Genomic DNA, 25663 nt, shown 5'->3' on the forward strand with positions numbered 1-25663 from the left:
CTGAACCAGACCCACCAGCAGTCTGGTTCAGCGTTTCATGCTTACGGCGTAATCACCGACGTCGTCAGACGCGAAATGCAGCACAGGCGATTCTGATTATCAAAAATCTCAATCTGCCACACCTGGCTACGGCGGCCAACGTGAAGCGCACGGCATACTCCCCGCACTTCACCTTCACGCACGGCACGCAGGTGATTGGCATTGATTTCCAGCCCCACCACCTGCTGATCGCCCTCAGAACACAGATAGCCCGCGACGGAACCCAGCGATTCCGCCAGCACGACGGAAGCGCCGCCGTGCAGTAAGCCAAATGGCTGCCGCGTGCGTGAATCCACTGGCATCACCGCTTCCAGATAATCCTCCGCAAGGCAGGTATAACGAATACCGACATGACCAACCATACACGCTTGGCTCTGTTGATTAAGCTGTTCAAGCGTAGCCTGTCGTTTCCATAGCATCAGAGAATCTCCAGTAGGGCCTGTAGCGGATGGCGTAATGCACTGCCTTCCATCCGTTTTACCTGACTACGGCACGAATAGCCGGTAGTCAGACAGCGTTTCTGCGGCAACTTCTGCAACACCTGTTGCCAGGATAGCGCATAGATTCCCTGCGAGTTGGCAAGGTTTTTGGCTTCATGACCGTAGGTTCCCGCCATACCGCAACACCCAACGCTGACATTCTCCAGTTTTGCGCCAAAGCGCGAGAAGATATCGGCCCACTGCTTAGTGCTGATCGGCAGCGCGGTCGTTTCGGTACAGTGGCCGAGCAAATACCAGGACTCGCCAGTGGAAGACTGAGGCGTGCTGTCTGCCAACGCTGTCACCAGCCATTCATGCACCAATTGCACCTGGAAATCACCACGCTTCTCACCCAGAATTTCACGGTATTCATCGCGGTAGCAAAGCACCAGTGCCGGATCGACACCCACCATCGGCATCCCCAACTTGGCAACGCGATTCAGGAAATCTGCCGTCTTCGACGCCGTTTTAGCAAAGCGCTGTAAGAAGCCTTTAATGTGCTGCGCCTTCCCGTTCGGCGAGAACGGCAATAGCACCGGTTTCAGCTTCAGTTTTTCGATCAGATGAACGAAATCCGCCACCACCTGCGCATCATAATAGCTGGTGAATGGATCCTGCACGATTAACACGTACTGCTGGCGCGCCTGTTCCGATAGCTGTTCCAACTGTTCAAGCGTGGTGTTGACTCCGCTATGCCCGGCAAACTGCTGACGAAGCGACGGCGATGACAGCAAGGGCAAATCAACCATGCCGATCTGGCTGCGGCTCAGGTTATTCAGCAACGGCATTTTCAGGAAGAAGTTAAACGTCTTCGGACTCCGCGCCATCAGCGGCGCATAGCTTTCGACGCCGGCCACCAGATAGTCACGAACCGGGCGCAGGTAGCGCGTGTGATAAAGCTGTAGGAAGCGGGAACGGAAACCGGGCACGTCGATCTTGATCGGGCACTGCGTTGAGCAAGCTTTACACGCCAGACAGCCTGACATCGCCTCTTTAACTTCATGCGAGAAGTCGTAATCGCCTTGCTTCGCCTGCCAGGTATTGCGGGTTTTCTGGATAAAGGCGCGCAGGCTCAATTTCTGCTGCGGTAAGGCGTTCTCCAATACAACCGGATCGACGCCCTGCTCCGCCAGCAGACGTAACCATTCACGCACCAGCGTCGCGCGGCCTTTCGGGGAATGAATACGGTTTCCGCTGATTTTCATCGACGGACACATTGGGCTACGGGCATCAAAATTGAAGCACAATCCGTTGCCGTTACATTCCATCGCACCACGGAACGCAGTACGCACCGTCAGCGGGATCGTACGGTCGAACGTGCCGCGCTTGACTGCATCAACTTTCATCATCGGTGCGTCGACATCGAGCGGCGCACAAATCTTCCTAGGATTAAGTCGGTTATCAGGGTCAAACGCCGCCTTGATGCGACGCAGCTCGGCATACAGTTCCGGCCCAAAGAATTCGGGACTGTATTCGGCGCGGAAGCCTTTACCGTGTTCGCCCCACAGCAGGCCACCGTATTTGGCGGTCAGCGCGACAATCTGATCGGAAAGCTGTTTCATCAGCATTTCCTGTTGCGGGTCACACATGTCCAGCGCGGGGCGAACGTGCAGTACTCCTGCATCCACATGACCAAACATGCCATACGTCAGATTGTGGCTGTCCAGCAGCGCGCGGAACTCTTCGATGTAATCCGCCAGATGTTGTGGCGGCACGCAGGTATCTTCCGCAAACGGGATGGGCTTGGCCAGCCCCTTACTGTTGCCCAGCAGCCCGACGGCTTTCTTACGCATGGCGTAAATACGTTCGATTCCGGTAAGGTCGTTACAGGTTTGATAGCCAATTATCCCGCCTTCCCCAGTAGCCAGCAGCGTGTCCAGCCGTTGACATAGCGACTCAACCTGCCCGTTGATGAGTGCTTCATCGTCACCGGCGAACTCAACGATATTTAGGCCAAGCATTTCCTGATTAGGTACATCGGTAATCAGTTCACTGACGGAATGCCACACGATATCTTCACGGGCAAGGTTTAAGACTTTGGAATCCACCGTTTCGACGGATAACGCTTTCGCTTCCACCATAAACGGCGCATTGCGCAACGCGGAATTAAAGGAGTCGTACTTGATATTCACCAGACGACGGCTCTTCGGCAACGGCGTGATATCGAGCTTCGCTTCAGTGATAAAAGCCAGCGTGCCTTCAGCCCCAGTCAGAATACGCGTCAGGTCAAAGGTGCGGAGATCGTCGCTGAACACATGGCGCAGGTCATAACCGGTCAGAAAGCGGTTCAACTTGGGGAACTTGTCGATAATCAACGCGCGTTGTTCACGACAGCGGTGCAGCACCGTGTGGTAAATACGGCCGATAGATGAATCTTCTTCCGCCAGTTGCTCTGCCAGTTCTACTGGCATTGCCTGCGTATCCAGCATCTCGCCGCCCAGCAGTACTGCACGTAGCCCCAGCACATGGTCTGAGGTTTTACCGTACACCAGCGAGCCTTGCCCTGACGCATCGGTATTGATCATGCCGCCCAGCGTCGCACGGTTACTGGTCGACAGCTCAGGCGCGAAGAAATAGCCATAAGACTTAAGATACTGGTTGAGCTGGTCTTTAATAACGCCAGCCTCGACGCGCACCCAGCCTTGCTCAGGATTGATCTCAAGAATGCGGTTCATATAACGCGACATATCGACCACGATGCCGCGATTCAGCGCCTGCCCGTTCGTTCCTGTCCCGCCACCGCGTGGGGTAAAGGTTAGCCCTGAAAAGCGCGCCTCACCCGCCAGTCGCGATAGGATCGCGACATCGGCGGTTGAACGGGGGAAGACCACCGCATCCGGCAAGAGTTGATAGATACTGTTATCCGTCGCCATCGTCAGACGATCGGCATAATCAGTCGCCGTATCGCCCGTGAATCCGTTTTTCTTCAATGCTTCCAGAAAATTAAGCACCGGCTGGACCAGCCCGGGAGATTGCGTGATCTGTGGGATCATTATTTTTTGACCCTGTCCGTACATGATGTGTTTGCCAATATGTCGTGATATGCCTGTGAAGAGGGGTATATTCGCTTAAGGATAGAGATACCGTGGCGACCACGGTGTGAGGCATCCCTACGGGGACCTCATCACCGTGTTTCCCCTAAAGCCATGCTTAAGTGACTAGCATTTGTATATATAGCCGCCCTTTCATCGGGGACATCACGTTTTATCACATTTCGCAATCGTGTGCGCTCCCAGAACGGCAAAAACATACAGCGTGTTGGCTAACGGCTGTTTCACCAACAAAATGTTCAACAGGCTGTCAAAACACCCGGAAATATCTCATGATGACTTGTGATGAGATCCGTTTACCTAAACCACCTCGCCTTCAGCCTTTTCTTTTTCTATTAAGGAACGATTCGTTGAGCAAATATTCTCAACCACCACGATTTGACCTGGCCAGAATCCTGTTCAGTCTGGTGTTTATTACCATCATGATTATTGCCTGTTTTTGGGTGGTGCAGCCTTTTATTCTAGGATTCGCCTGGGCATGCATGGTGGTCATTGCCACCTGGCCAATGCTGATTAAATTTCAGGCGCTATTATGGGGGCGACGCTCTCTGGCGGTACTCGTCATGACGCTTCTGCTTATTCTGCTATTTGTTGTGCCGATTGCCGTCCTCGTCAGTAGTGTGATCGATAACAGCTCGGCACTAATGAGTTGGGGATCCAGACAGGAAAACCTTTCACCACCAACACTGGAATGGCTGACGTCAATCCCCTTAGTCGGGGAGAAGTTGTTCAACAGCTGGCAGGCACTATTGCAAAGCGGTGGCAGCGGTCTGTTCGCCAAAGTGCAGCCCTATTTTGGTAAAACTGCGACCTGGCTGGTGGCACAGGCTGCCCATGTCGGGCGCTTTCTGATGCACTGCTCCCTCATGCTTATCTTCAGTGCTCTGCTGTATTACAAAGGTGAGGCCGTTGCGAAAGCCGTGCGACATTTCGCTATCCGGTTGGGGCGGGAGCGCGGCGATGCTGCCGTGATTCTGGCTGCACAATCGATTCGTGCCGTTGCACTGGGCGTGGTGGTAACGGCCATCGTGCAGTCGGTGTTGGGCGGGATCGGTCTGGGCCTATCTGGAATCCCCTACACCACACTACTAACCGTTCTGATGTTTCTGTGTTGTCTGGCGCAGTTGGGGCCACTTCTGGTACTTATTCCGGCCATTATCTGGCTGTATTGGACGGGTGATAATACCTGGGGCACCATCCTGCTGGTCTGGAGTTGCGTCGTTGGAACGATTGATAACGTGATTCGTCCAATGCTAATCAGAATGGGTGCCGATCTTCCTATGCTACTGATTCTTTCCGGCGTGATTGGCGGATTGCTGGCGTTTGGCATGATTGGGCTGTTTATTGGCCCGGTCGTCCTCGCCGTTTCCTATCGTCTGCTGTTTGCCTGGATGCGCGAAATTCCCGAACCGCAGAACCTCCTCTCTGTTAATACGACCAAGACACCGAATAAAGAGTCATAGCGGTAAATCTCCCCTTGTCTTTCCGTGAGCGGTGCGCCGCTCACGCATTTCCCTCGCATTCCCTTCTTTCAGGATCGCGTCTTCGTGAGTATTTTTTTCTCATGACTCAATAGGTAAAAATAGCTAATGATTAAGCCTCTATTCTTAGGGATTACTCTTAAAAATTTTGGTATCATTTCTCTAATGCATCAATATTATTGACAATATAAAAACTCTGAGAGGCCAATCCTTAAAAGATAATTAACTATTAGGATGATTCTTAATGACTGAGTCGGGCATAATCCATAGGATTAATAACGGAGCTAGTATTAACCTACTGTTTGTCAATGAGGTTTCCTCCTCGTCAGAGCTAGTAACGAATTGCTGTGTGTAGTCTTTGCCCATCCCCTGAGATGGGCCTTTTTTTTCCTTTCATTTCTCTTCCATTCAATTACGCTGCATTCCTTTTTTGCTACTCTCCTGTCTGCCACCCTCGGTTCAGCTTTTTCAGGAGTTTTTCATGACGCCTCTCGCCGCGAAGAGATTACTACTCTGTGGCTTATTCAGTCTTCTGACAGCCTGCGATAATCCGACACCTTCAGCACAGCGCCCTTTGTTGACAATTGAAGGCAAAACAATGGGGACGTTCTACAGCGTAAAAATTAGCGGCGACGTCACCGAAGATAAAACACAGCTGCAACGGGAAATTGATGCTCTGTTGGAGCAAGCCAATAACGACATTTCTACCTACCGTGACGATTCCGTCCTATCTCGCTTTAATCAGTATCGGGGAACGGACCCGCAGCCTATCAGCAATGGCATGGCCGATATTATTCTAGCCGCACTGCGTATCGGTAAAGCCACTCACGGCGCGATGGATATCACCGTCGGCCCGTTGGTTAACCTCTGGGGGTTCGGCCCGCAGAAGCAGCCGACACGCATTCCCAGCCAACAGCAGATCGATTTAGCACGGCAAAACGTCGGGCTGCGCCACCTGAAACTGATCGGTGACGAAAAAGGAGAATGGATTCAGAAAGATCTCCCGGATTTGTACGTCGATCTTTCCACACTGGGTGAAGGTTACGGCGCAGACATTCTCGCGCAGTTGATGACGCGTAAAGGGATCACTAATTATCTGGTTTCCGTCGGCGGTGCGATTTCTAGCCGTGGCATAAATGCCGAAGGAACGCCATGGCGTGTGGCGATTCAGAAGCCAACCGATCAGGAAAATGCAGCGCAGGCGGCTGTGAATTTGCAGGGTTACGCGATTAGTACGTCCGGCAGCTACCGAAATTATTTTGAGGAGGACAGCAAGCGCTATTCTCACGTTATCGATCCCGAAACGGGCAGGCCGATTACTCATCAGTTGGTTTCTGCCACCGTGATTGCTCCGACTGCGCTGGAAGCGGATGGCTGGGATACGGGTTTGATGGTGTTGGGAACGGAGAAAGCGTTGAAGTTGGCGGAGCAGCAAGGGCTGGCGGTTTATCTGATAACCAAAACGGATAAGGGTTTTAGTACGGTAATGACACCGCAGTTTAAATCATTCCTGATTTCAGCACCGTGATTTTCAGCACGGCTTGCCATCAGCGGCGGTCAAGCGGTGGTAATGGATAGATCGTAAAGACGCTGTGAATACGTCCCTGTACGCTCGGATTGCGCAGATATGAATCTCATCCCTGAGATTCACCCTTTCAGGGCCGTCGCAAGCGACGTTCAAAAGTGTTCTTGACGCTTTTGTCCATGGCGCAAACGCTTTACTCTTCTATTCCATTACCACCGTTTTCATTCTGTGAATACTGTTTCAGTTACCTGATGCCTGATGATTATATATCAGGCATTCACCGTACTGATTACTTGTGCTCAGCCAGATTCAGCCAGGTTTGCACCACGGTGTCTGGGTTGAGTGACAGGCTATCGATACCCTGTTCCATCAGCCAGATCGCGAAATCTTCATGGTCTGATGGGCCCTGCCCGCAAATACCGACGTATTTACCCTGCTTCTTAGCGGCTTTAATCGCCATCGACAGCAGCGCTTTCACCGCATCGTTGCGTTCGTCAAACAGCGCTGATACCACACCGGAGTCGCGATCCAGACCCAGCGCCAGCTGCGTCATGTCGTTTGAACCGATGGAGAAGCCATCAAAGTGTTGCAGGAATTCATCAGCCAACAGCGCGTTGGACGGAATTTCACACATCATGATGATTTTCAGGCCATCCTCGCCACGGCGCAGCCCCTGATTCGCCAGCTCAGCAATGACCGCTTCCGCTTGCGCCACGGTACGAACGAACGGGATCATGATTTCTACATTCTTCAGACCCATCACGTTGCGCACGCGTTTAACCGCTTCACATTCCAGCGCAAAACAGGCTTTGAAGTCTGGTGATACATAGCGACCTGCACCACGGAAGCCCAGCATCGGGTTTTCCTCTTTCGGCTCATAGCGCTCGCCGCCGACCAGATTGGCGTATTCGTTCGATTTAAAATCGGACAGACGGACGATGACGCGCTTCGGCGAGAATGCCGCTGCCAGCGTCGCAATTCCTTCCGTCAGACGACCCACGTAGAATTCCACCGGATCGTCATAACCCTGCATCAGCGTTTTAATCTCGCGTTGCAATTCTGGGGCCTGCTGGTCGAATTCCAACAGCGCACGCGGGTGCACGCCAATCATACGGTTGATGATGAATTCCAGACGCGCCAGACCGACGCCATCGTTCGGCAGGCAGGCAAAATCAAACGCACGATCAGGGTTGCCTACGTTCATCATGATTTTCAGCGGCAATGCGGGCATTTCGTCAATCTGTGAACTCTTCACGGAGAAGTCCAGCAGATCCTGATACACATAACCCGTGTCGCCTTCCGCACAGGACACGGTTACTTTCTGCCCCTTGCGCAAACGCTCGGTCGCATCGCCACAACCCACAACAGCCGGAATGCCCAGCTCGCGCGCGATAATCGCTGCGTGGCAGGTACGTCCGCCGCGATTGGTAACAATCGCAGCCGCTTTCTTCATGATCGGTTCCCAATCTGGATCGGTCATGTCGGTCACCAGCACATCACCCGCGTTGATCAGGTGCATCTCGCTGATGTCCTGAATCACTTTCACTTCGCCCGCACCGATGCGGTGGCCGATCGCACGGCCTTCCACCAGCACCGTACCGCTGGCAGGTAGATGATAACGCTCCATAACCTGACCGTTGGAACGTACCGTTTCCGGACGTGCCTGCACGATATAGAGTTTGCCAGTATGACCATCTTTCGCCCATTCGATGTCCATCGGGCGACCGTAGTGTTTCTCAATCAGCAGAGCCTGACGCGCCAGCGCCTGCACTTCATCATCCGTCAGGCTAAAACGCGCTGTTTGTTCTGCCGGTACATCTTCAATCCGCACTTGCTTGCCATGTTCCTGGCTCGCGGCATACACCATACGGATTTTTTTCGATCCCATATTACGGCGCACAATAGCAGGCTTGTTGCTCTGCAAGGTCGGCTTGTGAACATAGAACTCATCTGGGTTCACCGCCCCCTGCACCACCATTTCGCCCAAACCGTAAGCCGAAGTAATGAACACCACCTGATCAAAACCGGATTCGGTATCAATGGTAAACATCACGCCCGCCGAGGCCAGATCGGAGCGCACCATACGCTGTACACCTGCCGACAGCGCCACGCCACGGTGGTCATACCCCTGATGCACGCGATAGGAAATAGCGCGATCGTTGAACAGCGATGCAAATACGTGCTTCACCGCGACCATCACCGCATCAATGCCTTGCACGTTCAGGAAGGTTTCCTGTTGGCCAGCAAAAGACGCATCTGGCATATCTTCCGCGGTGGCGGAAGAACGCACGGCAAACGAGGCCTCTTTTTCGCCATCGGCCAGTTGCTGATAAGCATCACCGATCGCCTGCTCCAGTTCTGGCTGGAACGGCGTATCAATAATCCACTGGCGAATCTGCGCACCGGCGCGGGTCAATTGGCTCAGATCGTCAATATCGGTACGATCGAGCAGCTCATAAATGCGCTGGTTAATCCCGCTTTGATTAAGAAAATCATTAAACGCCTGCGCCGTTGTCGCAAAACCGTTGGGAACGGCTACACCTAAATCTGAAAGGTTGGTGATCATTTCACCCAGAGAGGCATTTTTGCCTCCCACCCTTTCAACGTCGTGCATACCGAGCTGGTTATACCAAAGGACATTACGCAAATCAGGGCCGTTATTGGACATCGAAAATAATCCTTTCTGCATACAATTAGGGTATGAAAGAGTTCGGTTGAGAATCGCCTCAACACAATCAGGTTAGCATAGCGTTTTGATGAACATGGACAGGTGAATCGATCAACCTATGAAAAAAAACTGATTTCATGGCGAATGATTGCTTAACGCGGTAAAAATCCAATATCGTAGAAGATTAGTATTCTTTATCATGAAGATAATGAAATGGCGTTTTAATAAAAGTGTTATTGAAACGCAATTTTTGACGAAGTTAACGTATTTGAGCTGTCGAAAATATCACCAGGGGGTTATGTGGAAAGAAGCGTATTTTATGTCTCGGACGGTACGGCTATTACGGCAGAAGTACTGGGCCATGCGGTGCTGTCTCAGTTCCCCGTGAACACAGTTAGCTATACCTTACCTTTCGTTGAAAGTGAAGTTCGCGCTAAAGCCGTGTGTGAACAAATCAATACGTTGTATCAGCAAACTGGTGTGCGGCCGCTGGTGTTTTACTCCATCGTGACACCGACCGTTCGTAATATTATTACCAGCAGCGACGGGTTTTGCCAGGATATCGTACAAGCGCTGGTTGCGCCTTTGCAGGAAGAATTGAATATCCCTCCTACGCCGGTTGCCAACCGCACTCACGGTTTGACAGCCAATAATCTGGGCAAATACGACGCCCGTATCGCGGCTATCGACTATACGCTGGCGCACGATGACGGCATCTCGCTGCGCAATCTCGATCAGGCTCAGGTTATTCTGCTGGGTGTGTCACGCTGTGGCAAAACACCGACCAGCCTGTATCTGGCGATGCAGTTCGGTATTCGCGCTGCCAACTACCCTTTCATTGCCGATGATATGGACAACCTGCGCCTACCGGATGCGCTGAAACCTTTCCAGCACAAGCTATTCGGGCTCACTATTGATGCCGAACGGCTAGCGGCAATTCGGGAAGAGCGACGAGGCAATAGTCGCTATGCTTCTCTGCGCCAGTGCCGTATGGAACTTAACGAAGTCGAAGCGCTGTTTCGCAAACATCAGATTAAATATCTCAATACCACCAATTATTCCGTCGAGGAAATCTCCGCCAAAATCATCGACATTCTCGGCATGAGTCGAAGGATGTACTAGTACATGGTGTATTTTTTTGTCCTGATGCGGTTGTAATGTGCGCCATTTCGTTTATTGTGTGCTCCATCACTTCCCGGCATTTCGCCGCTGCGAAGCAACCCTTTAGTTGAAAACATCGCTTGAAAACAGGGTCTGAAACACTTTCAGCTCAACGTTTTTTCGGCAAAGACAGGTTTTCGACTTGACCGTATTCAGAGACAAAACATGCTACAAACAGATGAACTGCGGAGCGCGCGCATCGAGAGTCTGGTTACGCCCCAAACGCTACTTGCCAGACTCCCGATTACCCCTGACGTTGCCGAAAATGTCACCTCCTCACGCAAGAAAATTGAAGCCATTCTCACCGGCCACGATCCCCGTTTACTCGTTGTGATTGGCCCATGCTCGATCCATGACACCGACAGCGCCTTGGACTATGCGCGCCGTCTGGCAGTGCTACGCACGCAGTATCAGGATCGACTGGAAATTGTCATGCGCACTTATTTTGAAAAACCGCGCACGGTGGTGGGTTGGAAGGGGCTTATCTCCGATCCTGCACTCAATGGCTCGTTTCAGGTGAACGAAGGGCTGGAGATTGCTCGTCGCCTGTTGCTGGACGTCAATCAACTTGGATTGCCGACCGCAACGGAATTCCTCGATATGGTCACCGGCCAATATATCGCCGATTTGATTAGCTGGGGCGCGATTGGTGCGAGAACCACCGAAAGCCAAATCCACCGTGAAATGGCCTCTGCGCTATCCTGCCCTGTCGGTTTCAAAAACGGGACGGATGGCAATACACGCATCGCCGTCGATGCGATCCGTGCCGCACGCGCTCAGCACATGTTTCTCTCGCCGGATAAACAAGGTTTCATGTCGGTTTACAAAACGCAGGGCAACCCGTTTGGCCACATTATTATGCGCGGCGGGAAAAAGCCGAACTATCACGCGGAAGATATTGCCGCTGCCTGTGCGCATCTCAGCGAGTTTTCTCTGCCCGAACATCTGGTGATCGATTTCAGTCATGCCAACTGTCAGAAACAGCACCGTCGCCAGCTCGATGTTGCCGATGATATCTGCCAGCAAATTCGCGCTGGTTCACGCGCCATCGCGGGGATCATGGCGGAAAGTTTCTTAATCGAAGGGAGTCAGCCGGCCATCAACCCGCTGGCGCTAACGTATGGGCAATCCATTACCGATCCTTGCTTAAGCTGGCAGGACACCGAAACGCTGCTGGCACGTCTGGCAAGCGCTGTCGATAGCCGATTCTAGGCCTAATCACTCCCCAGTGGTTCACCGCCACTGGGGAGATTTAGAGTATGTCATTCGTTCCGACGATTTCGCGACGTAATAACCTTCCCTCCCTCTTTTATCTAATGAATAATATGGTGATATTAGTTTTCACGCTTATTTTTTCGCAGAAAAATAACGTGCGGACGTAGTGTCCCCCGGGCAACTATAAGTTGACCATATAAAACCACCGAGTAAAGTTATTAATAGAATCCAGAATAGGATTCATTATTTATATTTATCCATGCACGACAAGGCTATTCTTATTTCTGTACAGCAGCCTACTGGTGATATGGCATGGCTGTTTTCACTCAGCCAAATTATAATTATTGAATATGTGGTTTACTTACTATGACGATACTAACTACTCGAATTACGCTCAGCGCAATGCTGGCGGCAGGATTATCATTTTCAGCCGTTAATTACGCGGCAACAGATCATAATCAGCAAGATACACAGGCGATGGTAGCCGTTAATGATGGCGTTTCTGCGCATCCAGTGTGGTGGAAAGAAGCCGTATTCTATCAGGTTTATCCCCGATCATTTAAAGACAGTGACGGTGACGGGATTGGCGATCTGAAAGGGCTGACTGAAAAGCTCGATTATTTAAAAGCGCTCGGTATTAATGCCATCTGGATTAACCCCCATTATGATTCGCCGAATACCGATAATGGCTACGATATTCGTGATTATCGCAAGATAATGAAAGAATATGGCACAATGGATGACTTCGACCGACTCATTGCAGAAATGAAAAAGCGTGATATGCGATTAATGATAGATGTTGTCGTTAATCACACCAGCGATGAGCATGAATGGTTTGTTGAAAGTAAAAAATCAAAAGATAATCCTTATCGCGACTATTATATTTGGCGCGATGGCAAAGATGGCACACCACCTAATAATTATCCCTCCTTCTTCGGCGGTTCCGCCTGGCAGAAAGATAACGCAACACAGCAATATTATCTGCACTATTTTGGCGTACAGCAGCCCGATCTGAATTGGGATAATCCCAAAGTACGTGAAGAAGTGTACGACATGCTGCGTTTCTGGATTGATAAAGGGGTATCTGGGCTGCGTATGGATACCGTCGCAACCTTTTCCAAGAACCCGGCTTTCCCCGACCTGACGCCAAAGCAACTGCAAAACTTTGCCTACACCTACACGCAGGGCCCTAATCTGCATCGTTACATTCAGGAAATGCACCAAAAGGTGCTGACAAAATACGATGTCGTTTCCGCAGGTGAAATTTTCGGTGTACCGCTGGAGGAAGCGGCCCCGTTTATCGATCAGCGCCGTAAAGAGCTCGATATGGCCTTTTCATTCGATCTTATCCGTCTCGATCGCGCCGTAGAGGAAAGATGGCGGCGGAATGACTGGACGCTGTCCCAGTTCCGTCAGATCAACAATCGACTGGTTGATATGGCCGGGCAACATGGCTGGAATACCTTCTTCCTGAGCAACCATGACAACCCGCGTGCGGTATCACACTTCGGTGACGATCGCCCCGAGTGGCGCACCCGTTCCGCTAAAGCACTGGCGACGTTGGCGTTAACGCAGCGCGCAACTCCGTTTATTTATCAAGGAGACGAATTGGGCATGACCAACTACCCGTTTACGTCCTTGTCTGAATTTGATGACATTGAAGTTAAAGGCTTCTGGCAGGACTTTGTAGAGACAGGAAAAGTGAAACCTGATGTCTTCCTGGAAAACGTGAAACAAACCAGCCGCGATAACAGTCGCACACCGTTCCAATGGAGCAATACGGCACAGGCAGGCTTTACTACAGGTACTCCCTGGTTCCGTATTAACCCCAACTATAAGAACATCAATGCAGAGGAGCAAACGCAAAACCCAGACTCCATCTTCCATTTCTATCGTCAACTGATCGCATTACGGCATGCTACGCCAGCGTTCACGTACGGAACTTATCAGGATCTCGACCCGAATAATAACGAGGTACTTGCTTATACTCGTGAACTCAACCAGCAACGTTATCTGGTTGTGGTGAACTTTAAAGAGAAACCCGTGCATTACGTTCTGCCGAAAACACTTTCCATCAAACAGTCTTTACTTGAAAGCGGGCAAAAAGACAAAGTAGAACCAAACGCGACGACGCTTGAATTACAGCCGTGGCAATCTGGGATTTATCAGTTGAACTAATCGGTACGCCCGCACGTCGCACCCCGGCGAGCGGGCGAATTTACAGCGAAAGCTTATTACGCTGCATATAAAAGCTAACCTGATAATCATGTACGTTATAAATCATAATCGAAAAGTCGAGATACGCACCTTCAACCGACTGCGATAGAGAGGTCATTTGTAGCAACGGCGCGCCCTCGCTCACGCTCAATAAACGCGCCACCGACGCATCAGCCAAAATCGGCGAAAAAACCTCGTAGCAACCGGCAATCTCAATATGTTTTTCGTCCTCGATATAAGCGAATTTCGATCCCTGCAAATGTTTTACCGACAGTTCAGGAAAGGGAGCAACCGGTAAATAGCTGTCTTCCAACATACAGGATTTACCGTCCACGTAGCGAATACGTCGGGCAAAGTAGATCTTTTCATCTGTCCGAAGCCGCAGCTGTCGGGCAATCGCTGGCGGCGCGGGGATAATACGAAAATCCACGACGTCATTCGTCGTCGTACGACCAATCAAACGCATATGTTCGGCAAAACTGTTCAGCGCGTGACTCTCATGCTGGACATCTTTTTGCAGAATATAGGTTCCACTCCCGTGGCGGCGATCCAGTAACCCTTCCGCCACCAGCATTTCTAGCGCTTTACGCACGGTCATCCGCGAAACGGAGAATTCTTTCGCCAGATGTTTCTCCGCTGGCAACACCTCACCAACGCGAAATTCTGCGGAATTAATGCGTGAACGAATCTGTTCGGCAATAAATTTATAGATCACTTTTAGACCTCCCTTTCCTCTTTCCGATGCCATGAGATTCGCCTGACATCCTTAATTTTTATTTCCTAATCATAGTATTACGTTTCTCTCACCGCCAACGCTCTCCTGCAAAGAATAAACAGGTCTGCAAGACTGCCAAAAGCTATACCTCTTCCCGTGCGCCAACTTGTTGATTGAGCTCACAAATCATCGATACATGCCCTGTTTGTGTGAAGCAACCTGCTTATTCTCACTACAGAACGCGTTATCTAGACCAAAAAAATAAATTTCCCTACAAACATAAAAATGAAGGACACCATTATGCTCAGTCAAATTCAGCGGTTTGGTGGCGCAATGTTCACACCCGTGCTGCTATTTCCTTTTGCCGGTATCGTCGTCGGGTTGGCGATCATGCTGTCGAATCCCATACTTGTCGGTGAGTTAGCCAACCCGGACAGTCTATTTTTCCAGATAGTTTATGTGATTGAAGAAGGTGGATGGACCATCTTTCGCAATATGCCACTGATTTTTGCTTTCTGTCTGCCGATTGGATTGGCAAATCACTCGCCTGCCAGAGCATGTCTTGCAGCACTGGTTTCTTACCTGACCTTTAATTATCTAATTCAAGCAATGGCAACCCAATGGGGCAGCTATTTCAATATTGATTTCAGCGCTGAGATCGGCGGCATCAGTGGATTAACGACGATCGCAGGCATCAAAACGCTGGATACCAGCATTATTGGCGCTATCGCCATCTCCGCCTTTATCACCGCGCTTCACAACCGTTATTACAATAAAACGCTGCCAGTTTATCTCGGCATATTTCAAGGCACTGCTTTTGTGGTGATCATCAGCTTTCTGCTGATGCTTCCAGCCGCCTGGTTGACCTTACTTGTCTGGCCTAAAATCCAGATGGGAATCGCGTCCCTTCAGGGATTGCTGCTGGCATCAGGCGCTGCCGGAGTCTGGGTATACACGTTTCTGGAACGCATTTTAATCCCCACCGGACTGCATCATTTCGTTTACGGACCGTTTATCTATGGTCCAGTCGCAGTAGAAGGCGGTATTCAGGTTAACTGGATCGCCAATATTCAGGCTTTCAGTCAGTCCACACTGCCATTGAAGACGCTTTTTCCCGTTGGTGGATTCGCGCTGTTTGGCAACGCTAAGATTTTTGGTGCCATCGGCATCGCCGCAGCCATGTACGCCACAGCCAGCCCTGAAAACAAAAGCAAAGTTGCAGGCTTGCTGATCCCTGCCGTACTTACCTCCGTGCTGGTTGGTATCACCGAACCACTTGAGTTCACTTTCTTGTTCATCGCCCCTGTCCTGTTCGCGATCCATGCTGTGCTGGCCGCCACGATGGCCACCGTGATGTATATGCTGGGCGTAGTCGGCAATATGGGCGGCGGGCTGATTGAAATCGCCACGCAAAACTGGCTCCCCATGTTCCACCATCACGCCATGAATATGGTCATCCAAATTAGCGTCGGCATCCTGTTCTCTTTTCTCTATTTCCTGATTTTCCGCGCCGTGATTTTGCGTTTCAACATCAAAACACCGGGACGGGAAGACAGCGAAATTCGCCTCTACTCAAAAGCGGATCTTGCTGGAAAAACCACGCCTCAACACATGACACAACACGCAGCACAACAGGACGAAGCCAAAGCGTATCTGACCGCGTTGGGCGGAGCAGAAAACATAGCCAGTCTCACCAACTGCGCAACCCGTTTACGCATCACGCTGGCAGACCCAACGCTAATGCAGCCCGATGACGTATTCCGCCAGCTCGGCGCACACGGCGTCGTCCGCAACAGTCACGCCATTCAGATTATCGTCGGCCTGTCGGTTCCTCAGGTACGCGATCGTCTGGAAAATCTCATGCACAACACACATCCTATGGAGATTTAACCATGAAAAAGTTTTCAATTTTGATCGCAGGCGGCGGCAGTACCTTTACCCCCGGCATTGTTCTCATGCTGCTGCAAAATCAGGATCGTTTTCCAATCGGTACGCTGAAATTTTATGACAACGACAGCGCGCGTCAGGAAATCGTCGCCGAAGCCTGCAAAATTTTGCTGCGAGAGCAGGCACCTGAAATCAAATTCAGCTATACCACCGATCCACAAACCGCATTTACCGACGTGGACTTTGTGATGGCACACATTCGCGTCGGTAAGTACCCCATGCGCGAACTGGATGAAAAAATTCCACTGCGTCACGGCGTGGTTGGGCAAGAAACCTGTGGCCCAGGCGGGATTGCCTACGGTATGCGCTCTATTGGCGGCGTGCTTGAACTGGTGGATTACATGGAGCAGTACTCACCACAGGCGTGGATGCTAAATTACTCCAACCCAGCGGCAATCGTGGCAGAGGCGACCCGCAAGCTACGTCCTAATGCAAAAATACTTAATATCTGTGATATGCCAATCGGCATAGAAGGCAGAATGGCAGACATTCTTGGCCTGAAATCGCGCAAAGAGATGACGGTACGCTACTACGGACTGAATCACTTCGGCTGGTGGACATCGATTCAGGATAAAGACGGTAACGAGTTACTGCCAGCTATCCGCGAACACGTTGCACAACATGGTTATATTCCACTGACGGTTGAGAACCATAACGAAGCAAGCTGGAACGACACGTTTGCCAAAGCGAAAGATGTCTGCGCACTCGATCCGCAGACGCTACCCAATACTTACCTGAAATATTATTTCTTCCCCGATTATGTCGTGGCGCATGCCAACCCTGACTATACGCGAGCCAATGAAGTGATGGCCGGACGGGAAAAACAGGTGTTTGGCGCCTGCCGTGCCATCACTGAAGCGAAATCGGGTGCGGCTGGCGATCTCGAAATCGATGAACACGCGTCTTATATTGTTGATCTGGCACGCGCTATCGCATTTAACACGCGAGAAAGAATGCTATTGATTGTTGAGAACAACGGCGCGATACGTAACTTTGACCCTAGCGCGATGGTGGAAATTCCGTGTCTCGTTGGCAGCCACGGGCCTGAGCCGCTGCAAATAGGCGACATTCCTACATTCCAAAAAGGATTAATGAGCCAGCAGGTTGCCGTCGAAAAATTGGTGGTTGAAGCCTGGGAAGAGGGATCGTATCAAAAACTGTGGCAAGCGCTGACATTGTCCAAAACGGTTCCTAGCGCAAGCGTCGCCAAAGCCATTTTGGACGATCTGATTGATGCCAACCGCGATTTCTGGCCTGAATTACACTAACAGGAAACGACTTCCCGCCCCTTCTTATTGCGAAGGGGCTTTCTCCTGTCACTTTTCCCGTTATCGCGCAGCACGTAAATTCCTCTCTCAATTTCCCTTATTCCACTTATTAAGAAAACTTCACTTGAGGTTGCGTTTTTGTTACATGAAAATGATTCTCATTCATTGCTATAATCTCTACGACAACGATTAAGGGAACGAACGAGATGCAGACGTCCATTTACCAACAGTACCTTCAGGCTAAAGTTGAACACCCGCGTAAATACGCACGCGATCTGGCTACACTACTCAACATCAGTGAAGCGGAATTGACTCATGCCCGCGTCGGACATGATGCGCAGCGCCTGCAGGGTGACGCCAAAGTTTGGTTAAGTGCGCTGGAGCAGGTTGGTAATACCAAGTCGATCACACGCAACGAGTACGCCGTGCATGAGCATACCGGTTACTACCAAAACCAGACGCTTGATGGACATGCCGGTCTTATCCTCAACCCGCGCGAGTTGGATCTGCGTTTGTTCCTTTCTCAATGGGCATCCGCCTTTGCGCTGCGTGAAAATACCGCACGCGGTGAGCGCCAGAGCATTCAGTTTTTCGATCATCAGGGTGATGCCATTCTGAAGGTCTACACGACCGACACCACGGACATGGCCGCCTGGCAGCTATTCGTTGAGAAATTTACTAGCAGCGAAAACCCAGCGTTGACACGTCGTCCAGCGAGTAACACCGCCGTGGAACAGCCGGTTGCCCATAATCCTCAGTTTGAAGCAGACTGGCGTGCGATGACGGATGTGCATGATTTCTTCATTCTGCTCAGACGCTATAACCTGACGCGTCAGCAGGCGTTTAACTCGGTCGCTGACGATTTGGCCTACCGTGTAGAAAACGATGCGCTGTCACAGATTCTGTTTGCCGCACGTGAAGATCAGAACGAGATCATGGTGTTTGTCGGCAACCGTGGCTGTGTGCAAATCTTCACCGGTACGCTTGAGCGTGTCGAGCGCATGGAGCAACACGCCGAATGGATTAATATCTTTAATAAAGATTTCACCCTGCATCTGATCGAAGGCGCGATCGCTGAAAGTTGGATCACGCGTAAACCGACAGCCGACGGCATCGTGACCAGCCTGGAACTCTATGCCGCAGATGGCTCTCAAATTGCACAACTCTTTGGGCAACGTACCGAAGGAACGCCGGAACAACAGCAATGGCGCAACCAGATCGATGCCCTGAAACTGCGTAAGGATCTTGCTGCATGAAAAACTGGTTATTCCCCCTGTTATTGACACTTCCTCTCGGGGTGTCCGCTGCCGAGCGTGTCGTTTCTATCGGTGGCGACGTTACCGAAATCATCTATGCGCTGGGCGCAGAGAAAAATTTAGTTGCACGCGACAGCACCAGTCTGCACCCAGAAGCCGTGAAAAAGCTGCCTGATGTGGGCTACATGCGTCAGCTCAACACCGAAGGCATTCTGGCAATGAAACCTTCTCTGGTTGTCGCCAGCGATCTGTCCCAGCCATCGCTTATCTTGCAGCAGGTTGCGGACAGCGGCACCAAAGTGGTTCATGTAACCGCCGAGCCATCGCTGGATGCCGTGCCGAAGAAAATCGGGGCCATCGCGCAGACGCTAGGAAAAGACGCAGAAGGTAAAAAACTGACAGAAACCTATCAGCAGCAGTTGGCGGCAGTCAAAACGTCACCGCTGCCGGTTAACGTGCTGTTCGTTCTCAGCCACGGCGGTATGACCGCGATGGCGGCAGGAAAAAATACCCCAGCGGACACAATTATCCGCCATGTCGGGTTGAAGAATGCCATGCAGAACGTTGAACGCTACCAGCCGCTGTCGCAGGAAGGCGTGATTGCCAGCGCACCGGATCTAATTCTGATTTCCAGCCAGGGACTGAAAATGCTGGGTGGTGAAGCACAAGTCTGGAAATTACCCGGTCTGGAACTGACGCCTGCGGGTAAGCACAAGCGTCTGTTGGTGGTCGATGACATGGCGATGCTCGGCTTTACGCTCGAAACCCCAGCGCTGATGGCTACGCTGCGTCAGACAGCCGAAGCGATAAAATGACGTCACGGTTTCACCCGCGATTTTGGTTGATCGCACTGCTGTTACTGATGGTGGCACTGATGGTCGGTGCCGCCAACATGGGTGCGCTGAGCCTGTCGCTAAAAATGTTATGGCAGACCCCCTTTGACGATCCAATCTGGCATATTTGGCTGAATATCCGCGTTCCCCGCGTGCTACTGGCGATACTCGTCGGTGGGGCATTGGCCTGTTCCGGCGCGATTATGCAAGGGCTGTTTCGTAATCCGCTGGCCGACCCCGGCCTGCTGGGTATCAGCAGCGGTGCCGCCCTCTGCGTAGCGCTGACCATCGTGCTACCGCTCGGCCTGCCTCCGCTGTTGGCGCTTTACGGTCCGATGTTCGCCGCCTTTGCGGGTAGTCTGGCGATTACCGCTATCATCTTCATCCTCAGCCGTTCCGAACAGGGTGGGTTAACGCGGCTATTACTGGCAGGTATCGCGCTCAATGCGTTGTGTATTGCCTTCATCGGCGTCTTGACCTACCTCAGTACCGACCAGCAGTTGCGCCAGTTTTCACTGTGGGGCATGGGGAGTCTCGGGCAGGCGCAGTGGCCAATGCTGCTTGTTGCCAGCACGCTGACAATCCCTGCGATGATCGCTACATTGTACTATGCACGTCGCCTGAATCTGTTGCAGCTAGGGGATGAAGAAGCGCACTACCTCGGTGTTAACGTGAAGCGCACCAAATACACGCTACTGTTGCTGAGTTCGCTGCTGGTTGGCGTGGCGGTTGCGGTCAGCGGCGTGATCGGGTTTATCGGGCTTATCATCCCACACCTGATGCGTATGCATCTGGGTGCCGATCATCGCTGGCTCCTTCCGGGATCTATCCTGGGCGGTGCCTGTCTGCTGCTGTTTGCCGATACGCTGGCACGCACATTACTTTCTCCGGCAGAAATGCCCGTTGGGTTATTAAGCAGCCTGATTGGCGGCCCCTATTTCTTATGGCTGATCGTTCAGCATAAAGGACGCGGCAATGACTGACTCAGCGCTCGACCGGACGTTAGTCGCCCGCCATCTGCGCTTTCAGACCAACGGGCGTTATCTGACCGATGATGTCTCTCTGGAACTGAATTGTGGGGAAATCGTGGCGATTATTGGTCCTAACGGCGCGGGAAAATCGACCCTGCTCCGTTTACTGACCGGTTATTTGACGCCCGATGACGGTGAATGCCTGTTAGCCGGACAACCCTTTTCGCACTGGCAGCCCAGTGCATTGGCAAAAACGCGTGCGGTGATGCGCCAGCATAGCGGCATGGCGTTTGCGTTTAGCGTGCAGGATGTCGTTGCGATGGGGCGCTCCCCTCATGGGCGCTACCCGAAAAACGATGACGTTGTTCAACAAGTCATGGCGCAAACGGGCTGTCTGGAACTGGCGACGCGCGACTATCGTCATCTTTCTGGCGGAGAGCAGCAGCGGGTGCAGCTGGCCCGTGTGCTGGCACAGCTGTGGCATCCCGAACCGACGCCAGGCTGGTTATTTCTCGATGAACCAACCTCGGCGCTGGATCTGTACCATCAGCAACACCTCTTGCGGCTGCTCAAGCAACTCACGCGTGAACAGCCGCTAGCCGTATGCTGTGTCCTGCACGATCTGAATCTGGCGGCGCTGTATGCCGACCGCATTCTACTACTGCACGAAGGCAAACTGGTCGCACAAGGCTCGCCTGCGGACGTACTACAGGCAGAGACGCTGGCTCACTGGTATCGTGCCGATCTTAGCGTGGGTTCGCATCCTGACTACGCCATCCCACAGGTTTATCTGCGTCAATAGTTTGCCCCCCTGCTCCGGCTTAGCTGGAGCAGGATATCTCCAGATGCTTACCCCAGTCTGGCGGTAACGCCGCCAAATCGTGGCTATCCGGCTGCTCGTCAAACGGCCGACACAGCGCCTGATGCAGACGTGCCAGCGCGCTAGTATCGTCACTTTCCGCCCGTTCAATCGCCATTTGCGCCAGATAATTACGCAGAATATATTTTGGATTCGTCGCATTCATCAGACGACGGCGTTCCTCATCGTCCTGATCTTCCTGCATCAACCTCTGGCGGTAGGTAGCAAACCAGCTATCGAATGCCGCTCTATCAATGAATTCATCACGGAGCGGCGAGCGCGATGCCTGCTTCTCGCTGTCCGCTAACAGCCGGAACGTGCGGGTGTAATCGCTGCCTTCTTTCTGCATCAGGCGCAATAGCCCGACCAGCACGTCATTATCGTCGGGGCTCGCGGTAAATAAGCCCAGCTTGGCGCGCATCAGCGTGCCATAGTGCTGCATCAGCGCCGGTTCATAGCGAGCAAGCGCACGCTCCAGCGTGTCGGTATCCATCAATCCCGACAGCGCCTGCCCCAAACGATGTAGATTCCACAGCCCAACTGCAGGCTGGTTGTCAAACGCGTAGCGCCCGCGATGGTCAGAGTGATTGCAAATGAAGTCCGGCTGATAGGCATCTAAAAAACCATAAGGGCCGTAGTCGATAGTCAGCCCCAGAATCGACATGTTGTCCGTGTTCATGACACCGTGCGAAAATCCGACCGCCTGCCAGTGTGTAATCAGCCGAGCGGTACGTTCTACCACATCGCCAAACCACAGTTCATAACGACGTTCGTCGTTTTCCCACTGTGGCCAGTGACGAGCAATCACATACTCCACCAACTGACGCACTTTTTCCGGCTCACGACGATAGTAGAAGTGTTCAAAATGACCAAAGCGCACATGGCTTTCCGCCACGCGCAGCAGCATTGCGCCCTTTTCTTCTTGCTCACGCTGCACTGGATGTTGGCTGGTGACAATCGTCAGCGCCCGCGTAGTGGGAATCCCCAGATGATGCATCGCTTCCGAGGCCAGAAATTCGCGTATTGCCGAACGTAACACGGCACGACCATCCCCCATGCGCGAATACGGTGTTAGCCCCGCACCTTTCAGGTGCCAGTCCATGCTGCGGCCATCCGCCAGCTGTTGTTCCCCTAGCAGGATGCCACGCCCGTCACCCAGTTGGCCGGCCCACGAGCCAAACTGATGACCGCTGTACACCTGCGCCAGCGGCTCCATTCCCGGCAGTAAACGCGTACCGCTCCAGACGTCATCCTGTTCTGGCGTAAACCAGTCGGAAGACAGGCCAAGTTCTGAGGCCAATCCCTCACTGTGATAAAGCAGACGAGCGCCATGCAGCGGCGTCGGCTGTAGCGCGGTATAGAACCCTGGCAATTGATGAAAATAGTGGTTTTTGAATAACGGTGTTTGCTGCATCTTGTCTCCCTAATACCACCCTGCTCAGGTGAAGAGAGCCACACGCTCACCACACAACGACTAACGGGTATGCAGAAAGTGTAGAGGGATGGCAACGAAATTAACACGGAGGAAATACAGGGATATTATTTTCACAACGCATATTCAGGAAGAACATCGTTGCCAAAAGCGGTGAATCTATTGCATTAGCCGATCAGCGCCGTACGCTGCTCAAGTCGTTCGAAATGTACCGCTGGCCACATCCGTCCTTGGACGGCATCAATGTTCAACGGCTTTATTTTATTCAAAATCGCCAGGGTATCGATCTCCTTAGCGACGATACTAATCCCTGAATAGCTGTTTTTAATCGTCCGTAATAACGGCTCCATCATCAGCGTATTGGTCGGCCGCGATAAAAGTTGCCCGATAAACTGACGATCCAGCTTCACGCCGCGCACTAACCCATCGTGTAAAGGTTTAAGCGTGGTTTTTCCAGAACCAAAATTATCCAGCCATAAAGGAACGGATTGGCTCAAATTAAGCAGTGCTGCGTTTTCTTTTCCCTGCGATAGCTGTGGGAAAAGCTCATTAATTTCCAATAAAACAAAATTGAGGTGTTTGATTTCGCCGCGCAGTACGTCGGATTTAATTAACATCTCTGTTATCTGACGCCCTACCTTGAGTACCAGTTGAATGTGGTTATCGATAAACCATGCCGATTTTTCTTTGATAAAAAGAAGCTGTTCATGAATAAAATCATGTTGTTGTCGCGGGCTTAACTGCATAAGGAGAATATCGGCGGGCATGCTCAACTTACCCGCAAGACCATTAAAATGGCTTATCATTTCAACGGCAAGCAGTGTTCCATCCAACCTGAATATCGGCCAAAAAACGTAGTCACTGGTGTAATCAACAGCAAGATGGATGCGCATGATCTTGTACTACACAGAATAAATAATAATCACATTAAGTTATTATCATAGACGAATCTATAGCACTTACTCGTACTAAGCACGAAAAGCACTCTTCTGCCATAACGCCAGTTTATTCAGAGTCCGGCTTCGCTTAGAGTTGCGTCCACTTTACGTGGGTAAGATCATGATTCGGTTGCCCTCAGAACGAGGGCAACCGGAAAGCAGGGTTTAAATCACCATATTCAGCAGCAGACAGCCAATCAGGCCACACACCGCAATAATGGTTTCCAACGCAGACCAGGACTTCATGGTTTCGACAATAGTCAGGTTGAAATACTCTTTAAACAGCCAGAAACCCGGATCGTTCACGTGAGAGAAAATCACGCTGCCGGAACCCACAGCCAGCACCATCAGCTCAGGACTCACCCCAGTGATGGTCAGCAACGGCGCAACAATCCCGCCTGCGGTCATAGCCGCAACGGTCGCTGAACCCAGAGCCAGACGCAATGCCGCAGCAATCGCCCATCCCATCAGTAACGGCGACAGCGTACTGCCCGCCATCAGCGTTTCGATATACTTCGCAACGCCACCGTCCACCAGAATTTGTTTGAATGCACCGCCACCACCGATAACCATCAACATCATGGCGATGATCTTGATGGAATCGCTAACGGTATCCATTACCTGATCCATGCTACGACCGCGATTAAGCCCGAAGGTAAAGATCGCCACGATAACGGAAATCAGGGTCGCCATAACCGGGTCGCCCAAAAACTCCGCGTAACCCAGCACTGGGTGGCCTTTTTGCAGCGTCATTTCTGCCACTGCACGGCCCGTCATCAGAATAACCGGAATCAGGGTAGTGAATACGCTGATACCAAAGCTCGGCATCTCATGGTCGGCAAACACTTTTGGATTGTGCAATCCAGCAGGAATAGGTTTATCGATACTTTTCAGGAAACGCGCATAGACCGGCCCCGCCAAAATCACAGTAGGGATAGCAATCAGGGTTCCGTAAAGCAGGGTTTTACCCATATCGGCTTTGAACAGAATAGCGATAGCGGTCGGGCCCGGATGCGGAGGCAACAGCGCATGGGTTACCGATAACGCGGCAGCCATCGGCACACCGATAAACAGCAATGGAATTTGCGCCGCAGCTGCAATGGTAAACACCAGCGGCAGCAACAACACAAAGCCAACTTCATAAAACAGCGCAAAACCGACAGTAAAACCGGTTAAGACCACTGCCCACTGGATACGGTCCTTACCAAATTTATCGATAAGCGTTGTCGCAATACGCTGGGCGCCGCCGCAATCTGCCAGCAGTTTGCCCAACATGGCGCCAAACCCCATGATCAGGGCCAGGCTGCCCAGCGTGCCGCCAACCCCATTTTTGATAGAAGTGATCACGCCATTGACGTTAAATCCCCCCTGAGTGGTGTAACCCAACGCCAAGCCGACGGCCAGCGACACCAGAATCAATGAAATGAACCCGTTCAATTTACAACGGATCATCAGCAGCAGCAGCAGGGCAACCCCAATTGCTACGATGATTAATGGCATAATAATTCTCCGATATAGGAATCGTACAGATGCTGTCGCTATTCTAGTCAGATCTATAAAAGCTACGTTGACTTCAAGATAGCGTTCTTTTTGTTACCGGGTAGCGCTT

General features: G+C 51.7%; 18 protein-coding genes and 1 other RNA gene. 12 read left to right on the top strand and 7 right to left on the bottom strand.

The genetic code is table 11. From position 1 onward, the window contains the following. Positions 1 to 41: 41 nt before the first annotated feature. Positions 42 to 458 carry a hotdog fold thioesterase gene (locus tag DCX48_04490; GenBank protein ID QXE13828.1) on the bottom strand — a complete coding sequence of 139 codons (417 nt, stop codon included), beginning with the start codon at positions 456 to 458 and terminating at the stop codon, positions 42 to 44. After that, on the bottom strand, positions 458 to 3511 hold the full coding sequence (locus DCX48_04495; GenBank protein QXE13829.1) for an FAD-binding oxidoreductase: 3054 nt from the start codon (positions 3509 to 3511) through the stop codon (positions 458 to 460). The genes DCX48_04490 and DCX48_04495 overlap by 1 nt, the downstream gene beginning before the upstream one ends. 407 nt (positions 3512 to 3918) lie before the next feature. Between DCX48_04495 and ydiK the strand changes: the two genes are divergently transcribed. From ydiK to apbE, 3 genes are all read left to right on the top strand, one after another. Further along, on the top strand, positions 3919 to 5031 hold the full coding sequence (ydiK, locus tag DCX48_04500; GenBank protein QXE13830.1) for an AI-2E family transporter YdiK: 1113 nt from the start codon (positions 3919 to 3921) through the stop codon (positions 5029 to 5031). A gap of 296 nt (positions 5032 to 5327) precedes the next feature. Beyond that, positions 5328 to 5439: antisense sRNA RprA (rprA, locus tag DCX48_04505), an RNA gene on the top strand. Positions 5440 to 5530: 91 nt separating this feature from the next. Then, positions 5531 to 6577 carry an FAD:protein FMN transferase ApbE gene (gene apbE, locus DCX48_04510; protein ID QXE13831.1) on the top strand — a complete coding sequence of 349 codons (1047 nt, stop codon included), beginning with the start codon at positions 5531 to 5533 and terminating at the stop codon, positions 6575 to 6577. Between the two features lie 286 nt (positions 6578 to 6863). On the opposite strand, the gene DCX48_04515 is transcribed toward apbE, so the two are convergent. Next, the gene (locus DCX48_04515; GenBank protein ID QXE13832.1) at positions 6864 to 9242 is read right to left on the bottom strand and encodes a phosphoenolpyruvate synthase; all 2379 of its coding nucleotides are present in this window, start codon (positions 9240 to 9242) and stop codon (positions 6864 to 6866) included. Positions 9243 to 9542: 300 nt separating this feature from the next. Here DCX48_04515 and DCX48_04520 point away from each other — a divergent pair, with 300 nt between their 5' ends. The 3 genes from DCX48_04520 to DCX48_04530 all read left to right on the top strand — a co-directional run bounded on the left by DCX48_04520 (position 9543) and on the right by DCX48_04530 (position 13796). Next, positions 9543 to 10364: a kinase/pyrophosphorylase gene (locus DCX48_04520; GenBank protein QXE13833.1), complete on the top strand. Its 822-nt coding sequence runs from the start codon at positions 9543 to 9545 to the stop codon at positions 10362 to 10364. Between the two features lie 204 nt (positions 10365 to 10568). Beyond that, the gene (locus DCX48_04525) at positions 10569 to 11615 is read left to right on the top strand and encodes a 3-deoxy-7-phosphoheptulonate synthase (GenBank protein QXE13834.1); all 1047 of its coding nucleotides are present in this window, start codon (positions 10569 to 10571) and stop codon (positions 11613 to 11615) included. 369 nt (positions 11616 to 11984) lie between these two features. After that, positions 11985 to 13796 (top strand): alpha-glucosidase, encoded by a 1812-nt coding sequence (locus DCX48_04530; protein ID QXE13835.1) that lies wholly within the window; start codon positions 11985 to 11987, stop codon positions 13794 to 13796. A 40-nt stretch (positions 13797 to 13836) separates the two neighbouring features. Here DCX48_04530 and DCX48_04535 read toward each other — a convergent pair whose 3' ends face one another. After that, the gene (locus DCX48_04535) at positions 13837 to 14583 is read right to left on the bottom strand and encodes a GntR family transcriptional regulator (GenBank protein ID QXE13836.1); all 747 of its coding nucleotides are present in this window, start codon (positions 14581 to 14583) and stop codon (positions 13837 to 13839) included. A gap of 267 nt (positions 14584 to 14850) precedes the next feature. Between DCX48_04535 and DCX48_04540 the strand changes: the two genes are divergently transcribed. The 6 genes from DCX48_04540 to DCX48_04565 all read left to right on the top strand — a co-directional run bounded on the left by DCX48_04540 (position 14851) and on the right by DCX48_04565 (position 21627). Next, positions 14851 to 16440 (top strand): PTS alpha-glucoside transporter subunit IIBC, encoded by a 1590-nt coding sequence (locus DCX48_04540; GenBank protein QXE13837.1) that lies wholly within the window; start codon positions 14851 to 14853, stop codon positions 16438 to 16440. A gap of 2 nt (positions 16441 to 16442) precedes the next feature. Next, the gene (locus tag DCX48_04545; protein QXE13838.1) at positions 16443 to 17765 is read left to right on the top strand and encodes a 6-phospho-alpha-glucosidase; all 1323 of its coding nucleotides are present in this window, start codon (positions 16443 to 16445) and stop codon (positions 17763 to 17765) included. Positions 17766 to 17971: 206 nt separating this feature from the next. Continuing rightward, entirely contained in the window at positions 17972 to 19021 is a 1050-nt protein-coding gene (locus DCX48_04550; GenBank protein QXE13839.1) for a hemin-degrading factor, read from the top strand. Further along, a complete protein-coding gene (locus DCX48_04555) occupies positions 19018 to 19836 on the top strand; it encodes a hemin ABC transporter substrate-binding protein (protein ID QXE13840.1) in 819 nt (272 codons plus the stop codon). The genes DCX48_04550 and DCX48_04555 overlap by 4 nt, the downstream gene beginning before the upstream one ends. Then, positions 19833 to 20837, top strand: coding sequence for an iron ABC transporter permease (locus DCX48_04560; protein ID QXE13841.1), 1005 nt, complete (start codon positions 19833 to 19835; stop codon positions 20835 to 20837). Before DCX48_04555 ends, DCX48_04560 begins: the two co-directional genes overlap by 4 nt. Next, positions 20830 to 21627, top strand: a complete 798-nt coding sequence (locus DCX48_04565; protein ID QXE13842.1) for a heme ABC transporter ATP-binding protein — start codon at positions 20830 to 20832, stop codon at positions 21625 to 21627. Before DCX48_04560 ends, DCX48_04565 begins: the two co-directional genes overlap by 8 nt. Positions 21628 to 21646: 19 nt before the next feature. Here DCX48_04565 and DCX48_04570 read toward each other — a convergent pair whose 3' ends face one another. The 3 genes from DCX48_04570 to gntT form a co-directional block, all read right to left on the bottom strand. Further along, positions 21647 to 23098: a YdiU family protein gene (locus DCX48_04570; protein QXE13843.1), complete on the bottom strand. Its 1452-nt coding sequence runs from the start codon at positions 23096 to 23098 to the stop codon at positions 21647 to 21649. A gap of 185 nt (positions 23099 to 23283) precedes the next feature. After that, positions 23284 to 24009, bottom strand: a complete 726-nt coding sequence (locus DCX48_04575) for an EAL domain-containing protein (protein QXE13844.1) — start codon at positions 24007 to 24009, stop codon at positions 23284 to 23286. A gap of 210 nt (positions 24010 to 24219) precedes the next feature. Continuing rightward, positions 24220 to 25554 carry a gluconate transporter gene (gene gntT / locus DCX48_04580; protein QXE13845.1) on the bottom strand — a complete coding sequence of 445 codons (1335 nt, stop codon included), beginning with the start codon at positions 25552 to 25554 and terminating at the stop codon, positions 24220 to 24222. Between the last annotated feature and the right edge of the window lie 109 nt (positions 25555 to 25663).

It is taken from the genome of Pectobacterium atrosepticum, assembly GCA_019056595.1.
Classification (GTDB): domain Bacteria; phylum Pseudomonadota; class Gammaproteobacteria; order Enterobacterales; family Enterobacteriaceae; genus Pectobacterium; species Pectobacterium atrosepticum.

Bases quoted from the DNA above. Each gene is read 5' to 3' on its own strand.
- DCX48_04555 (QXE13840.1), top strand. From the start codon at position 19,018: ATGAAAAACTGGTTATTCCCCCTGTTATTGACACTTCCTCTCGGGGTG.
- DCX48_04560 (QXE13841.1), top strand. From the start codon at position 19,833: ATGACGTCACGGTTTCACCCGCGATTTTGGTTGATCGCACTGCTGTTA.
- DCX48_04565 (QXE13842.1), top strand. From the start codon at position 20,830: ATGACTGACTCAGCGCTCGACCGGACGTTAGTCGCCCGCCATCTGCGC.
- DCX48_04545 (QXE13838.1), top strand. From the start codon at position 16,443: ATGAAAAAGTTTTCAATTTTGATCGCAGGCGGCGGCAGTACCTTTACC.
- DCX48_04525 (QXE13834.1), top strand. From the start codon at position 10,569: ATGCTACAAACAGATGAACTGCGGAGCGCGCGCATCGAGAGTCTGGTT.
- apbE (QXE13831.1), top strand. From the start codon at position 5,531: ATGACGCCTCTCGCCGCGAAGAGATTACTACTCTGTGGCTTATTCAGT.
- DCX48_04490 (QXE13828.1), bottom strand. From the start codon at position 458: ATGCTATGGAAACGACAGGCTACGCTTGAACAGCTTAATCAACAGAGC.
- DCX48_04535 (QXE13836.1), bottom strand. From the start codon at position 14,583: ATGGCATCGGAAAGAGGAAAGGGAGGTCTAAAAGTGATCTATAAATTT.
- DCX48_04515 (QXE13832.1), bottom strand. From the start codon at position 9,242: ATGTCCAATAACGGCCCTGATTTGCGTAATGTCCTTTGGTATAACCAG.
- DCX48_04570 (QXE13843.1), bottom strand. From the start codon at position 23,098: ATGCAGCAAACACCGTTATTCAAAAACCACTATTTTCATCAATTGCCA.
- DCX48_04495 (QXE13829.1), bottom strand. From the start codon at position 3,511: ATGATCCCACAGATCACGCAATCTCCCGGGCTGGTCCAGCCGGTGCTT.
- DCX48_04575 (QXE13844.1), bottom strand. From the start codon at position 24,009: ATGCGCATCCATCTTGCTGTTGATTACACCAGTGACTACGTTTTTTGG.
- DCX48_04530 (QXE13835.1), top strand. From the start codon at position 11,985: ATGACGATACTAACTACTCGAATTACGCTCAGCGCAATGCTGGCGGCA.
- gntT (QXE13845.1), bottom strand. From the start codon at position 25,554: ATGCCATTAATCATCGTAGCAATTGGGGTTGCCCTGCTGCTGCTGCTG.
- DCX48_04540 (QXE13837.1), top strand. From the start codon at position 14,851: ATGCTCAGTCAAATTCAGCGGTTTGGTGGCGCAATGTTCACACCCGTG.
- DCX48_04550 (QXE13839.1), top strand. From the start codon at position 17,972: ATGCAGACGTCCATTTACCAACAGTACCTTCAGGCTAAAGTTGAACAC.